Genomic DNA, 13,732 nt, shown 5'->3' with positions numbered 1-13,732 from the left:
AAGCGTCCTGCCCCCTCCACCGCCGAAGGCGGGGGAGGGATGGGGAGGGGGCAGAGAACGGAAGGGAGGCGTGAACGCCCCCCAACCTCAACCCTCGATCTTCGAGAAGTCGGCGACCGCGTTCAGAGTCGTGCGGATCTGCGTCAGCAGGCGCAGGCGGTTGGCGCGCAGGTCCTTATCCTCCGCGTTCACCGTGACCTTGTCGAAGAAGGCGTCCACCGGGCCGCGCAGCTTCGCCAGCGCCGCCATGGTGCCGGTGAAGTCCTCCGCGTCCAGCAGCGGCTTGGCGGTGGCCGAGGCCTCGTTCAGCGCGGCGAACAGAGCCTTTTCCTCGTCCTGGGCCAGACGGGCGGCATCGACCGGCTGGTCGAAGGTCGCGCCGTCCTTCTTCTCCTCGATACGGACGATGTTGGAGGCGCGCTTGTAGGCCGCTGCCAAGTTGGCGCCCTCGTCGGAACCGACGAAGGCCTGCAGAGCCTTCACGCGGGCCAGCAGCCGCACCAGATCGTCCTCGCCGCCGAGTGCGAACACGGCATCGACCAGATCGTGACGGACGCCCTGCTCGCGCAGCACCACCTTCAGGCGGTCGGCGAAGAAGGACATCAGGTCTCTCTTTACATCCTGAGGATGAATGGCTCCGGTTTTCGGGCCATTGCCCTGGCTTATGTAATAATATGCACCGATATCCTGCTCCCAGACTTGAGAGAGGACTTCGCCAAACACTTCTCCCAACTTCACCCGCAGCCCGTTCTCCAGCACCAGCCGGATCACGCCCAACGCGGCACGGCGAAGCGCATAGGGGTCCTTCGATCCCGTCGGCTTCTCATCGATGGCGAAGAAGCCGACTAGCGTGTCGATCTTGTCGGCCAGTGCCACGGAAACCGAAACCGGCGCGGTCGGGCAGCTGTCCGACGGACCCAGCGGCTTGTAATGGTCGGCGATCGCGTTGGCGACGTCGGCGCTCTCGCCCTGGCCCAGCGCGTAGTAGCGGCCCATGATCCCCTGAACCTCGGGGAACTCGCCGACCACCTCGGTCACCAGATCGGCCTTGCACAGCAGCGCGGCGCGGCTGGCGGCGTCGCTGTCGGCGCCGATGGCACGGGCGATCTCGGCGGCCAGCAGCTGCACGCGGGTGACCTTCTCGGCCACCGTGCCCAGCTTGGCGTGGAAGGTGATCTTCTCCAGCGCCGGGACGCGGGCTTCCAGCTTGGTCTTGCGGTCCTGGTCCCAGAAGAACTTGGCGTCGGACAGGCGGGCGCGCAGCACGCGCTCGTTGCCGGCGACCACGGCCTTGCCACCGTCCAGCGTCTCGGTGTTCGCCACGACGATGAAGCGCGGGGCCATCTTGCCCTCGGCGTCCAGCACGGCAAAATACTTCTGGTGGGTGCGCATGGAGGTGATGAGCACCTCCGACGGCACGTCCATGAAGCTCTCGTCGATGCCGCCCATCAGCACGACCGGCCATTCGACGAGGCCGGCGACCTCCTCCAGCAGCGCGTCGTCGGGCGACAGGGTCAGGCCCTGGGCCTTGGCCAGCGCCTCGGCGTCGGCCTTGATCTTGGCCTTGCGCTCCTCGCGGTCGAGCACGACCTTGGCGGCGCGCAGTTTCTCCTTGTAGTCGGCGAAGCTCTCGACCGTGAAGGCGTCGGGGGCCAGGAAGCGGTGGCCGCGGGTGCCGTTGCCGAAGGCGATGCGGCCCTGGGTGCCGCCGATGTCATAGCCGCCGTCGAGAACACGCCCGCCGAACAGGGCGATGATCGAGTGCAGCGGACGGACCCAGCGCACGGTGCCGGTGCCCCAGCGCATCGACTTCGGCCAGGGCAGCTCGGCCATGGCGGCGGGAATGATCTCCGCCAGCACCTCGGCGGTCTCGCGGCCCTTCTTCTCGGTCACGGCGAAGTAGAACACGCCCTTGCCGGTGTCGCGCTGCTCGCACTGGTCGAGGCTGTCGAGGCCGGCCGACTTCAAGAAGCCGGCGACCGCCTGCTCCGGCGAGCCGACGCGCGGACCCTTCTTCTCCTCGCGCACGTCGGCGGTGCGCTCCGGCAGCCCGTCGACCACCAGGGCCAGACGGCGCGGGGTGGAGTGCGCTTCGGCCTTGGCGAAGGTCAGGCCGTTCGCCGCCAGCTTGTCGGTGACGAGGCGCTTCAGGTCGTCGGCGGCCCGCGCCTGCATGCGGGCGGGGATCTCTTCGGAGAAGAATTCGATCAGGAGTTCGGTCATTGGATTACTTCGCCCCCGTCCAGACTTCGCAGCAGGCCTTGGCCAGCGTGCGCACGCGGCCGATATAGGCGGCGCGCTCGACAACGCTGATCACGCCGCGGGCGTCCAGCAGGTTGAACAGATGCGACGCCTTGATGCACTGGTCATAGGCGGGCAGCGCAAGGTTCTGCGCCACCAGGGCCTGACACTCGGCCTCGGCATCCTTGAAATGCTGGAGCAGCATGTCGGTGTTGGCGAACTCGAAGTTATGCTTCGAATATTCGATCTCGGCGCGCTTGAACACGTCGCCGTACTTCACGCCCTGGCCGTTGAAGTCCAGGTCATAGACATTCTCCACGCCCTGCACATACATGGCGAGGCGTTCCAGGCCATAGGTCAGCTCGACCGCGACGGGGTCGCATTCGATGCCGCCGACCTGCTGGAAATAGGTGTACTGCGTCACTTCCATGCCGTCGCACCACACTTCCCAGCCCAGGCCCCAGGCGCCCAGCGTCGGGCTTTCCCAGTCGTCCTCGACGAAGCGGATGTCGTGCAGCGCCGGGTCGATGCCGATGGCGCGCAGGCTGTCCAGGTAAAGCTCCTGCGCGTTGGCCGGCGAGGGCTTCATGATGACCTGGTACTGGTAATAGTGCTGCAGGCGGTTCGGGTTCTCGCCATAGCGGCCGTCCTTCGGCCGGCGGGACGGCTGGACATAGGCCGCCTTCCAGGCATCGGGCCCCAGCGCGCGCAGCGTGGTCGCCGGGTGGAAGGTGCCGGCGCCGACCTCCATGTCGTAGGGCTGCAGGATGACGCAACCCTGCTCCGACCAGAACTGGTGGAGCTTGAGGATCAGGGCCTGGAACGACAGGCCGCGGCGGTCGGCGGAGTTTCCGCCGTCGGAAGTCCCGATCTGGGAGGCCATGGACGGTCCACAATGGAAATGTTGAAAACGCGCGGCACGATAGGCGGGTGCCACCGCCAAATCAAGCCGCAGCGCAGAGCGCGATCAAGCCGTAGCGCGGAGCGCGGCCAAGCCGTAGCGCAGAGCGCGATCAAGCCGTGGCGCGGAGCGCGGCCAAGCCGTGGCGCGTAAAGGCCGCTCCCGCCGTCAGCGACCGTAGGGGCAGGCCGGGCGGCCGCAGGACACGGCGGAGCGGGGGGCGACATAGGCGCCGCATTCCGGACATTTCTCCATGTCCTCCGCCTCCACGGCATAGGCACCCGCATCGCGCGACGAGGCGCCGGGTGCGGCATCGCGCCGTCCGGGCTGGTTGGGTCCGTCCTGGCGGCGGGCGGCGGTGCGGGCGCGGCCGATCTCCTGAACGCGGTTGATCCAGCGCCAGCCGTACCAGACCGCGCCGATCACCAGCGCAAGGAGAAGAATCTTGGACAAGGATATCATCGCCGGCAACCCGTCTGATCTCCCGGGCATTCAGCCCGCAGGCGACGGGAAGTCAAGAGAATAGGGTGGAGACGGAATGGGCGGGACCGCGGCACGGGCGGCGGCGGTCCCGCCCATCCTGCGTTACTTGGCGGCGACCGCCGGGCGCCAGCTGTAGACCGGGACGACACCATAGGTGCGGGTCATGTCGGCCTGCCGCACGCTGCGCACCAGCACCTCCGCACCGGTCGCGACGCGGATGTCGGTGCCGAGCAGGCCGCAATCCTCCGGCACGATGTTGACGCACTGGGTGGCGTCGACCCGGCTCAGCACGATGTCGAAGGGCAGGCCATTGCGGGCGTAGACGCCGAGCAGGCCGGGGGCGGAGGTCGCCGTGCGCAGCGTCACCACCCCGGCCGCCAGCGCGCGGTCGCTGGGCGCGGTCGGACGCTGGTTGTGGCTTTCGTCCCACACGGGCTGGCCCGAGGAATCCAGCTTGGACTGGGCTGCGGCGCCGCCGCTGAAGCCGGCGAGGGCCAGGGTTGCGCCGCTCATTGCCGTCAGGGCCAGAGCCGCCATCCGAAACCGCGACATCATCGTACTCCGTTCTTGTGTCCGTTCTTCTTGTCCCCACGGTCGCGGGACCGGGAGGCGCGCTACTATATGGGTTGCCGGACACGCCGCCACCCTAGCCCAGAACGCCTAGGGTGTTCCGCTTAGATGAGGGGGTAGTACCGACAGTTCGCTCTGGACGGACGGCTGATGCCTGTGAATGATGATTCGTCCATGCGTTGTCTGAAGCGGTGCTGTCATGTGTCTTCGGTTGTCGATTATCCCCGATCTGCGCGCAATGCCTTGGCTTCCCGCGAAGGATATTCCCGGCTTGGATTTGCCGTCTTCACGGTGCTTTCCGGTTGGCGATGGTGGCATCCATGGGTGAGCCGGTGCTGGAAACCGCGCGTCTGATCCTGCGGCCCACGCATGCCGAGGACTTCGATGCCTGGTCTGCGATGATGACCGACCCCCAGGCGACCGTCTTCATCGGCGGCCTGCAATCGCGTTCCGTGGCGTGGCGCGGGTTCGTCGGCATGGCCGGTGCCTGGGCGATCCAGGGCTTCGGCATGTTTTCGGTGATCGAGAAGGACAGCGGCCGGTGGGTGGGGCGGGTCGGTCCCTGGGTGCCCGAAGGCTGGCCGGTGACGGAGGTCGGCTGGGTACTTCCACGCGACTGCTGGGGGCGTGGCTATGCGATGGAGAGCGCCGTCGCGGCCATCGACTGGGTGTTCGACCATCTCGGCTGGACCGAGGTCGTCCATTCGATCCACCCGGACAATGCGGCCTCGCAGGCCGTGGCGCGCCGTCTTGGGTCCCAAATCCGCGGATCGGGTCTTCTGCCTGAACCCATGGTCCCGGCCGAGGCCGATTTCTGGCGCCAGACCCGTGAGGAGTGGTTCGGTGGCGGCCGTGCTCAAGCGGTCCGGTCGCTGCAGAGTCGGGCCTGCTGATCGGATGGCCAGACGGTAGAAATATTCCCCCCAAGCGCAACTTTTTTAGCTTGTTCGAGACTGAGGCTTCACAGTACCGTCGTCATGTCCGCTGGAACTGGCCGGCATGAATGATGGAGGCGATGAACATGGCCGACTCGACGGCTTTCGATCTTTTGAAGTCCCTCGCTACCGACCATGGCTTTCGCAGCCAGTTGCAATCCCTCGACGCATGGGGGAAGCGCGATCTTCTCCAGCGTTGCGGTTTCGGAACGCTGACGGCGTCCGACATGCGCACGGCTGCTGCAAACGTCTTCGGCACGCAAGCCGAGGCCGTTCAGCCCGTCGCTTCCAACCTTGCTCCGAGCGCCGGCGTGGCGACCGCCGTTGGCGCCAGCGCGTCTGCGATCGAGACAGTTGACGGCCGTGCGATGGCTCCGATGCATGTGGCGATGAGCGCATCTGCAATCGAAACGGCGGATGGTCGTGCGCTGGCTCCGATGCATGTCGCGATGAGCGCATCTGCGATCGAGACGGCCGATGGTCGTGCGCTGGCTCCGACGCATGTCGCGATGAGCGCTTCCGCGATCGAGACGGCCGACGGTCGTGCGCTGGCTCCGACGCATGTGGCGATGAGCGCTTCCGCGATCGAGACGGCCGACGGTCGTGCGCTGGCTCCGACGCATGTCGCGATGAGCGCGTCTGCGATCGAGACGGCTGATGGTCGTGCGCTGGCTCCGCTGCATGTCGCGGCAAGCGCGTCTGCGATTGAAACGGTCGATGTCCATGTGATGGCGTCGTTCACCGCGAATTTCAGCCGTGCGTCCGCCTCTGCTTATCAGAAGGCAGCCTGAATTCAGGAACGGTAGTGGGTGGGCTGACTGGAGAGATCCCGAGTCGCTCCAGTCGGCCTGCCGTTTTTGACCCTGTTTATCACGGCAACCGGTTTGTCTTTGCGCGTTGTGCTCAATATTTTGCGCGTTGGATCGACGCGCGGTATTTTCTTGGCGAATCGGTACCGTTTCCATCGCCTGACAGGTCGGCGGCCCAATATTAAATTTACGCGCGATTCATCGGAAGCCGCCGGATTTTGGTGGAAACTGACTCGATTGCCTATGCTATTGGTTTAGCTGTTGCTCAACGATAGTAACAATCAAATTGGCAGTCCCGTTGCAGGAGGGGCCAAATGGCCAGCGAACAGGCTCTTGACCTTATTAAGCGTCTCGCCACCGATGGCGGTTTTAGGGATCAGCTGAACACGTCGGATATTGCCGGCAAGCAGGCGCTTCTTGCGCAGGGCGGGTTTGCCGGAATAACGGCGGAAGATGTGCGCTCTGCCGCGGCCGAAGCATTCGGCAGCCTGTCAAAAGAGACCGGTGTCGCAACGGTCGCTGAATCGATTGCAAATGCGGCGTCGGCTGTATCGCTGGCCGGCGTAGCACTTCCGTCCTTTGCTGGCGCCGGCATGGCCGGACACGCCGCGGCGGGTGCTCCGTCGCCTGCGGCCAGTGCTGCGGGTATGGCCGGGTTTGCTGCGGCGGGTGCCGCCGGCACGGCCGGGTTCGCTGCGGCGGGTGCTCCGTCTCCTGCGGCCAGCGCTGCTGGCATGGCCGGGTTTGCTGCGGCTGGCGCTCCGTCTCCCGCGGCCAGCGCTGCTGGTACGGCCGGCTTCGCCGCGGCGGGTGCTCCGTCGCCTGCGGCCAGTGCTGCTGGCATGGCCGGGTTTGCTGCGGCTGGCGCTCCGTCTCCCGCGGCCAGCGCTGCTGGTACTGCCGGCTTCGCCGCAGCGGGTGCCGCCGGCACGGCCGGGTTCGCCGCGGCTGGCGCTCCGTCGCCTGCGTTCAGCGGTGCGGGTATGGCTGGGTTCGCTGCGGCTGGCGCTCCGTCTCCTGCGGCCAGCGCCGCTGGCATGGCCGGGTTCGCCGCAGCGGGAGCGCCGTCGCCTGCGTTCAGCGGTGCGGGCATGGCTGGGTTTGCCGCGGCGGGTGCCGCCGGCACGGCCGGGTTCGCCGCGGCTGGTGCCCCGTCGCCTGCGTTCAGTGGTGCGGGCATGGCTGGGTTCGCTGCGGCGGGTGCTCCGTCGCCTGCATCCAGCGCTGCGGGCACGGCCAATCCGGCGGCGACCGAAGACGACACGCCGATCAAGTCGTGATGTCGGGGGGGGCCGGCGTCCTCGCGACGCCCGGCCCCCGCGTCACGACGGTTCCGCTGAGTGGTTCCGCTGAGTTGGCTCTTGCCGATGGCGGCGGGACGATGAATGCTGACGTCCCTATCCGAACCGGCCGCAGCCGAGGGCCCAGACCGCACCCATGCCAGTCAACGCTTCGTTCGATCAAAGCCGTCCTCCGGCGCCGGCTCCGGCCGCGCCGCACTTCGGTGTCTCTCCCGTTCCGAATGGGGCGGCGCTGTTCGGTATCCGGCTGGGCGATACCGTCCACCATGCGGCCAAGCGCTTCTTCCTGGGCACCCATCGCACAGCGACGCCTGAAGAGACGCTGGTGCGCATCGCTCCCCATTTCGCGCGCTGCGGAATCACCCGGCTGGCCGACGTCACCGGGCTCGACCGGCTGGGCATCCACACGGTGCTGGGCCACCGGCCCAACAGCCCCACCTTGTCGGGCAGTGCCGGCAAGGGGTTCAGCCTTGCCGCCGCCACCGTGTCGGCCGCGATGGAAGCGATCGAGTTCTATCACGCCGAGACGTTGCAGCTTCCTTATCTGGAGGTCAGCTGGAACCAGCTGCCCGCCGACGGGCGCATTCCGCTCGACCGGATCCCCGGTACAAAGGGCGGAGCTTTTCGACCCGACAATCCGGAATTCTGGACCTGGGGCTGGGATCTGATGAACGGACGCCCGGTCGCCGCGCCGTGGACATCCGTCGGCCTCTACAGCAACCCGGTCGCCCGCCCCGGCCTGCGCAGCTTCTATGCGATGGGGACCAACGGACTGGCCAGCGGCAACCACATCCTCGAGGCGGTCGCGGCCGGCCTCTACGAGGTGATCGAACGCGACTCGGTGGCGTGCTGGCGCTATGCCAGCGACGTGCTGCGCGTTCCGATGCCGCGGGTGGACCTGTCGACCATAGACGCGCCCTCCGTTCTCGATCTGCTGCGCCGTTTCGACGAGGCCGGTATCTGTCCGTTGCTGTTCGACGTCACCACCGACATGGGGGTGCCGAGCTATATGGCGATGGTCTATGACCGGGACGTCCGCAAGACGGGCATGCATCGCGGCTATGGCAGCCATCTGGAGCCGGCGGTCGCCATGTGCCGGGCACTGACCGAGGCGGTGCAGTCGCGTCTGGTGCTGATCGCGGGATCGCGGGACGACTTCTTCCGCCGCGACCTGATCCGCAACCAGAACGCCGACGGCACGGCGGAAATCGCGGCGTTGGAAAGCACGCCGTGCAACGTCGACGGCCGGCGCCACGCGAATCTCTCCGCGCCGACCTTCGAGGGCGATATCGCGCTGCTGCTGGAGGTTCTGCGCCGCTCCGGCATCGAACAGGCCCTGGTCTTTGACCTGACCCAGCCGGAGATCGGCATTCCGGTCGTGCGGGTGGTGGTGCCCGGTCTGGAAGGGTATCTTTTCGATTTCTACACCCCGGGCCCGCGCCCCGTGGCCTTCGCCAAGGCATTGCAGGCGCAGTCCGGCCGGGTGGGAGCGGTCGCATGAACAGGATGGGGCGCATGAAGATCTGCGTGTTCCTCGGCCCTACGATGCCGTTGGACGACGCCCGGGTGCTGCTGCCCGACGCGATCTATCTGCCGCCGGCGGCGCAGGCGGACGTCCTCAGCGCGATGACCATTCATCGCCCGGACGTGATCGCTCTGATCGATGGCGTGTTCGGCCAGTCCCTGTCGGTCTGGCACAAGGAGATCCTGTTCGCCCTGCATCAGGGGATCGCCGTCTATGGCGCCTCCAGCATGGGCGCCCTGCGGGCGGCGGAATGCCATCCCTTCGGCATGGTGCCGGTGGGCGAGGTGGCGCGGCAGTTCATCGATGGCCGCCTGACCGGCGACGACGAGGTCGCGCTTGCCCACGCGGGACCGGAGGACGGCTATTTCCCATTGTCGGAGCCGCTGGTGAATCTGCGCGCCAGCATGGCGGCAGCGCTGGCGGCGGGGGTGGTCGACGTCGATCTGCACGATCGGGTGATCGCTGCGGCGAAGCGGCTCTACTTCACCGACCGCAAGCGCGACCGCATCTGGGCGGACGCCGGGCTGACCGACGCCGAGGCGCAGCGGATCGATGCCTTCCTGGCGGTCGGTGCGGTCGACCAGAAGCGCCGCGACGCCGAGGCGCTGCTGGGCCATCTCGCCAGCCTGATCACCCCGCCGCGTCCGGCCCCCTTCACCTTCAATGCCTCGCATGCGTTCAACGTTCTGTATGAACGTGACCGGCGCGTCGCCCATGGCGGCTACAGCGTGCCGCTGTCGGAAATTGCCAGCCATGCGGCGCTGCACCGTCCGGATTTCGCCCAGATCAACAAGGCGGCGCTCGGCCGGCTGTTGATCATTCAACTGGCGGAGGTGGTCGGCGTGACCGTCGACCAGGCGGCGGTCGATGCCGAGGTTTGGCGTTTTTGCAGCGCAAGGAAGCTCGGCAGCCCGGAGGCGCTGGCCGACTGGTGCCGCCGCAACGACCTGGCCGACGCCGAATTCGCCGAACTGATGCATGAACTGGCGGTCGAGCGGGCGATGATCCGCTGGCTGATCCCCCGCCGCATGATGGCGCGCACGACCAAGCCGGTGCTGAACGAACTGCGCCTGCGCGGGCTGTACGAGGCGACGGCGGAGGAGGCGGCGCTGATCGAACAGGTGATGGCGCTGCATTTCGGCGACAACAGCCAGCAGCCGACCGACTCGATCGATGAGCTGATCGCTGACCATCTCGCCCATACCAACTGCCGCATGGATGCACCGGCCGATGTCTGGGCCAACGAGAACGGCTTCAAGGACGTGCTCGACCTGCGTATCGACCTGATGCGGGCCAAGCAGGTGCGCGATCTGTTCCGCCGCCTGGCCGCCGAGGCGGAGGCGGCGCTTGGCAAGGCCGCCGAGGCCCTTCCCGAAGAGGAGATGCAGGCGTGACCGAGGTGACGATTCGCATACCGACTCCGCTGCGTGGCTTCGTCGGCGGGAAGGATCAGGTGGCGGTTCCGGGTGCCACCGTGCGCGAGGCGCTGGCGGCGCTGACCGCCGGGCAGGAGACGTTCCGCGACCGGCTGTTCACCGCGGAGGGCGAACTGCGCCGGTTCGTGAACGTGTATCTCGGTCGTGACGATGTCCGGCGTCTGGGTGGGTTGGAGGCGGCAGTGCCGGCCGGCGCCACCCTGACGCTGATGGTCGCCCTGGCGGGTGGTTGAGGAGCAGTCATGAGCTTGAAGGACCGGCGCCTGTCCGACCTGCGCGCCCGTATTCCGGAGATCGTCGCCGCGGAGGCGCTGTCCCTGCAGGCCGAAGGCGCCCTGCTCGTCGACGTCCGCGAGGACGAGGAGACGGCGACCGGCACTCCGGCCGGGGCGCTGCGCCTGCCGCGCGGTTTCCTGGAATTGCGCATCGAAGAGGCGGCGCCCGATCCGGCGCGCCCGATCCTGCTGATGTGCGCCGGCGGCACCCGGTCGCTGTTCGCGGCCGAGGATCTGCTGCGGCTGGGCTATGGGGATGTGCGTTCGGTCGCCGGCGGTTTTTCCGCCTGGAAGGCCGCGGGCCTCCCGGTGGAGGTGCCGCCGCGGCTCGACGCCGCCCAGCGCGAGCGCTACCGCCGTCATCTGACCATGCCCGAGGTCGGCGAGGCCGGACAGCACAAGCTGCTGCGCAGCCGCGTCGCCCTGATCGGCGCCGGCGGTCTGGGGTCGCCGATCGCGCTGTATCTGGCTGCCGCCGGCGTCGGCCGGCTGACCTTGATCGATGACGACCGGGTCGAGCGCAGCAACCTGCAACGCCAGATTCTGCATGCCGAAAGCCGGCTGGGGCAGCGCAAGGTGGAGAGCGGACGCACCGCGCTGCTCGACCTGAACCCGACCATCGAGGTGGTGGCCCACGAAGCCCGGCTGGAAGCCGCCAATGTGCTGGATTTGCTTGCCGGCCATGACGTGGTGGTCGACGGGTCCGACAATCTGCCGACGCGCTATCTCGTCAACGATGCCTGCCTGCGGCTTGGCGTGCCGAACGTCTACGGCGCCATTTTCCGGTTCGAAGGGCAGGTCTCGGTGTTTGGCGGCGCCGCGCCGGGCGTTCGCCCGTGCTACAGGTGCCTGTTCCCGGAACCGCCGCCGGCCGAATACGCGCCGTCCTGCGCCGAGGCCGGCGTGCTGGGCGTGTTGCCCGGCGTGATCGGCACCATCATGGCGGCCGAGACGATCAAGCTTCTGCTGGGGCTGGGAGAGCCGATGGCCGGCCGCCTGCTGCTCTATGATGGCCTGCGGGGCGAGTTCAGCGAGATCGCGATTCCGGTCGACCCGCACTGCCCGTCCTGCGCGGCCGGCGCATCATCCGAACTGACCGATCTTGCAGCCGTGTGCGGGGCATGAACGGAATGGGCCGGTATGCCCCGTCAGGCGGCGCTTTTCTGCTCGATGACGCTGTGGACCAGCTTTTTCAGCGCGACGAAATCGACGGGCTTGGTCACCAGATCCGTGGCACCGATGTCGAGCGCCCGGCGGCGGTTCTCGTTGTCGCCATAGGCGGTGACCATGATGACCGGCACGTCCGGCGAGTCGACCCGCAGGCGCTCCAGCAGGTCCAGCCCGCTCATGCCCGGCATGTTGATGTCGCTGAGGACGAGCACCGCCTCCGGTTGCAGTCCGGAGTTCAGGCTTTGCAACGCCTCCTCGGCCGAAGCGGCGAAGTGAAAGACCAATTCACCCCGGCGGAGTTCGGCACGAAAGCGCTGGCGGAACAGATCCTCGATGTCGGGTTCGTCGTCGACGACAAGAATTCCCAGGGTCATGTCTTTCGGCGCTCCCCTAACGACACCGCGGTCGCTGCACGCGGCAGCGTGATTGTGAATTCGGCGTGGTCGTTCTCGACGCTGGACACGTCGAATCGCCCCCTGTGCTGATGTACCACGATGTCATAGCTCAGCGAAAGACCTAACCCGGTCCCCTCCCCGGTCGGCTTGGTGGTGAAGAAGGGTGTGAACAGCTTGTCGATGACGGCCGGCGGCATGCCGATGCCATTGTCCCGGATCCGGATCGACACGTCTGCGGCGCTTGCAAAGGTTGTAACGTCGACCCGCGGCGCGAATGTCGGGTCGCCGCAGATCAGTTGACGTTTCCGGATGGCGTAGAAGCTGTTGGTGAACAGGTTGACCAGGACACGCGACACGTCCTGCGGCACCAGCTTCACCTCGCCGACCACAAGGTCGAAATGCTTCGCCAATATGGCGTTGAAGGCACGGTCCTGAGCACGGAAGGCATGGTAGGACAGGGTCAGCGCCTCTTCGACCAGGGCATTCAGGTCCGTAGCCTGCCACTCGCCACCGCCGCCGCGCGAATGGGCCAGCATGCTTTTGACGATGCCGTCGGCGCGCCGGCCATGATCGGCGATCTTGCGCAAATTGCCTTGCAGGCTGCCGGCCAGGTCATTGACATCGACCCGTGTGGCATCATCCAGATGGCCGTTCAGCGGCTCCAGCAGCTCCAGCAACTCGTCCAGCAATTCGCCCGAAAGCTCGGCGAAATTATTGACGAAGTTCAGTGGGTTCTTCAATTCGTGGGCAATTCCTGCGGTCAGCTGGCCCAGTGCGGCCATCTTTTCCTGCACGATCAACTGCCGCTGGGTTTCCCGTAGTTCCTTCAGGATTGCTTCGGCACGCTCCTTGGCCTGCCGAAGCTCGTCCTCGATGCGTTTGCGGTCGGTAATGTCATGGTGGGTGATGACATAGCCGCCATCGGCACGTGGCGCAGTGCGAATATCGAGGGTGCGGCCGTTCGGGACGCGGCGCTCGGAGTTGAAGACTCCCTTGACCAAATAACGGGAGCACAATTCCGCGACGGTCTCTTCACAGGGAACGTCGCCATAATCGCCGCGTGCGTGGTTGTAGGTCAAAATCAAGGCAACGGCCGTTCCGGGGGGGAACATGCCGATGGGATAATCCCACAGCCGATAGAATTCGCTGTTGGCGCCTTCGACGTTCAGGTCGCGATCCAGCATCAGAACACCGTTCGGCATGGCGTCGATCGCCGCCTGCAACAACTGTTCCTGGTGCGGCAGCTCGGCATTGGCGGCCAGCGGGCGCATCAGGGTCAGCATCTCCATCACCGCCGGCCGGCCGCCCCAGTCCACCGACTCCATGAGCTGGTCGAACCACTGGACGCTGCCGTCCGCGCGGTGGCGCTTGATCCTGCGCACCTGCGACCGGATCAGTCCCTTCAGGCAGCGCGTGTAGACATCCTGTTCGGTGTGCCGGTCGTCTTCGGGGACCAGCGTCATGGCGCCGGGCAGTGCCTGGATGCTTTCGGCCGATTCATATCCAAGCAGGCGGGCGAGGGTGGCGCTGCAATGCAGGATGGTATCGTTGCGGTGGACGAGCAGGCCGGGCATCGCGGCGACGAGTTGGTCATGGTAGACGCGCCCCAGGTCCAGGGCTTCCTGCACGGATCGGGGCGGCAAAACCTTGAGGTTGGTGAAATCGTCCATGTCCGTTTCCCGTCTCCCGTA

General features: G+C 66.7%; 13 protein-coding genes. 7 read left to right on the top strand and 6 right to left on the bottom strand.

What is annotated here, in order from left to right:
- Window positions 1–87: 87 nt before the first annotated feature.
- The 4 genes from glyS to FZ029_RS03020 form a co-directional block, all read right to left on the bottom strand.
- Complete coding sequence (gene glyS, locus FZ029_RS03035) at window positions 88–2,223, bottom strand: glycine--tRNA ligase subunit beta (RefSeq protein ID WP_149267961.1); 2,136 nt, start codon at window positions 2,221–2,223, stop codon at window positions 88–90.
- A gap of 4 nt (window positions 2,224–2,227) precedes the next feature.
- On the bottom strand, window positions 2,228–3,124 hold the full coding sequence (locus FZ029_RS03030; RefSeq protein WP_149267960.1) for a glycine--tRNA ligase subunit alpha: 897 nt from the start codon (window positions 3,122–3,124) through the stop codon (window positions 2,228–2,230).
- Between the two features lie 186 nt (window positions 3,125–3,310).
- Entirely contained in the window at window positions 3,311–3,604 is a 294-nt protein-coding gene (locus FZ029_RS03025) for a hypothetical protein (protein ID WP_149267959.1), read from the bottom strand.
- A 123-nt stretch (window positions 3,605–3,727) separates the two neighbouring features.
- A complete protein-coding gene (locus FZ029_RS03020) occupies window positions 3,728–4,180 on the bottom strand; it encodes a hypothetical protein (protein ID WP_247892126.1) in 453 nt (150 codons plus the stop codon).
- Between the two features lie 335 nt (window positions 4,181–4,515).
- Here FZ029_RS03020 and FZ029_RS03015 point away from each other — a divergent pair, with 335 nt between their 5' ends.
- The 7 genes from FZ029_RS03015 (at window position 4,516) to moeB (ending at window position 11,601) form a co-directional block, all read left to right on the top strand.
- The gene (locus FZ029_RS03015) at window positions 4,516–5,088 is read left to right on the top strand and encodes a GNAT family N-acetyltransferase (RefSeq protein ID WP_149267958.1); all 573 of its coding nucleotides are present in this window, start codon (window positions 4,516–4,518) and stop codon (window positions 5,086–5,088) included.
- Window positions 5,089–5,216: 128 nt separating this feature from the next.
- Window positions 5,217–5,921 carry a hypothetical protein gene (locus tag FZ029_RS03010; RefSeq protein ID WP_211104092.1) on the top strand — a complete coding sequence of 235 codons (705 nt, stop codon included), beginning with the start codon at window positions 5,217–5,219 and terminating at the stop codon, window positions 5,919–5,921.
- 332 nt (window positions 5,922–6,253) lie between these two features.
- Window positions 6,254–7,219, top strand: coding sequence for a hypothetical protein (locus tag FZ029_RS03005; RefSeq protein ID WP_149267956.1), 966 nt, complete (start codon window positions 6,254–6,256; stop codon window positions 7,217–7,219).
- Window positions 7,220–7,376: 157 nt separating this feature from the next.
- Window positions 7,377–8,741 (top strand): YcaO-like family protein, encoded by a 1,365-nt coding sequence (locus FZ029_RS03000; protein ID WP_149267955.1) that lies wholly within the window; start codon window positions 7,377–7,379, stop codon window positions 8,739–8,741.
- Window positions 8,738–10,159 (top strand): TfuA-like protein, encoded by a 1,422-nt coding sequence (locus tag FZ029_RS02995; protein WP_247892125.1) that lies wholly within the window; start codon window positions 8,738–8,740, stop codon window positions 10,157–10,159. Before FZ029_RS03000 ends, FZ029_RS02995 begins: the two co-directional genes overlap by 4 nt.
- Window positions 10,156–10,434, top strand: coding sequence for a MoaD/ThiS family protein (locus FZ029_RS32870; protein ID WP_246457728.1), 279 nt, complete (start codon window positions 10,156–10,158; stop codon window positions 10,432–10,434). The genes FZ029_RS02995 and FZ029_RS32870 overlap by 4 nt, the downstream gene beginning before the upstream one ends.
- 9 nt (window positions 10,435–10,443) lie before the next feature.
- Window positions 10,444–11,601, top strand: coding sequence for a molybdopterin-synthase adenylyltransferase MoeB (gene moeB, locus FZ029_RS02990; RefSeq protein WP_188051808.1), 1,158 nt, complete (start codon window positions 10,444–10,446; stop codon window positions 11,599–11,601).
- Between the two features lie 23 nt (window positions 11,602–11,624).
- On the opposite strand, the gene FZ029_RS02985 is transcribed toward moeB, so the two are convergent.
- Together FZ029_RS02985 and FZ029_RS02980 are read right to left on the bottom strand one after the other, a co-directional pair.
- Entirely contained in the window at window positions 11,625–12,020 is a 396-nt protein-coding gene (locus FZ029_RS02985) for a response regulator (protein ID WP_149267953.1), read from the bottom strand.
- Window positions 12,017–13,711 carry a PAS domain-containing sensor histidine kinase gene (locus tag FZ029_RS02980; protein WP_149267952.1) on the bottom strand — a complete coding sequence of 565 codons (1,695 nt, stop codon included), beginning with the start codon at window positions 13,709–13,711 and terminating at the stop codon, window positions 12,017–12,019. The genes FZ029_RS02985 and FZ029_RS02980 overlap by 4 nt, the downstream gene beginning before the upstream one ends.
- Between the last annotated feature and the right edge of the window lie 21 nt (window positions 13,712–13,732).

The sequence above is a fragment of the Azospirillum sp. Sh1 genome (genome assembly GCF_008365135.1).
Classification (GTDB): domain Bacteria; phylum Pseudomonadota; class Alphaproteobacteria; order Azospirillales; family Azospirillaceae; genus Azospirillum; species Azospirillum oryzae.
This window is presented reverse-complemented; position numbering and strand designations above follow the sequence as displayed.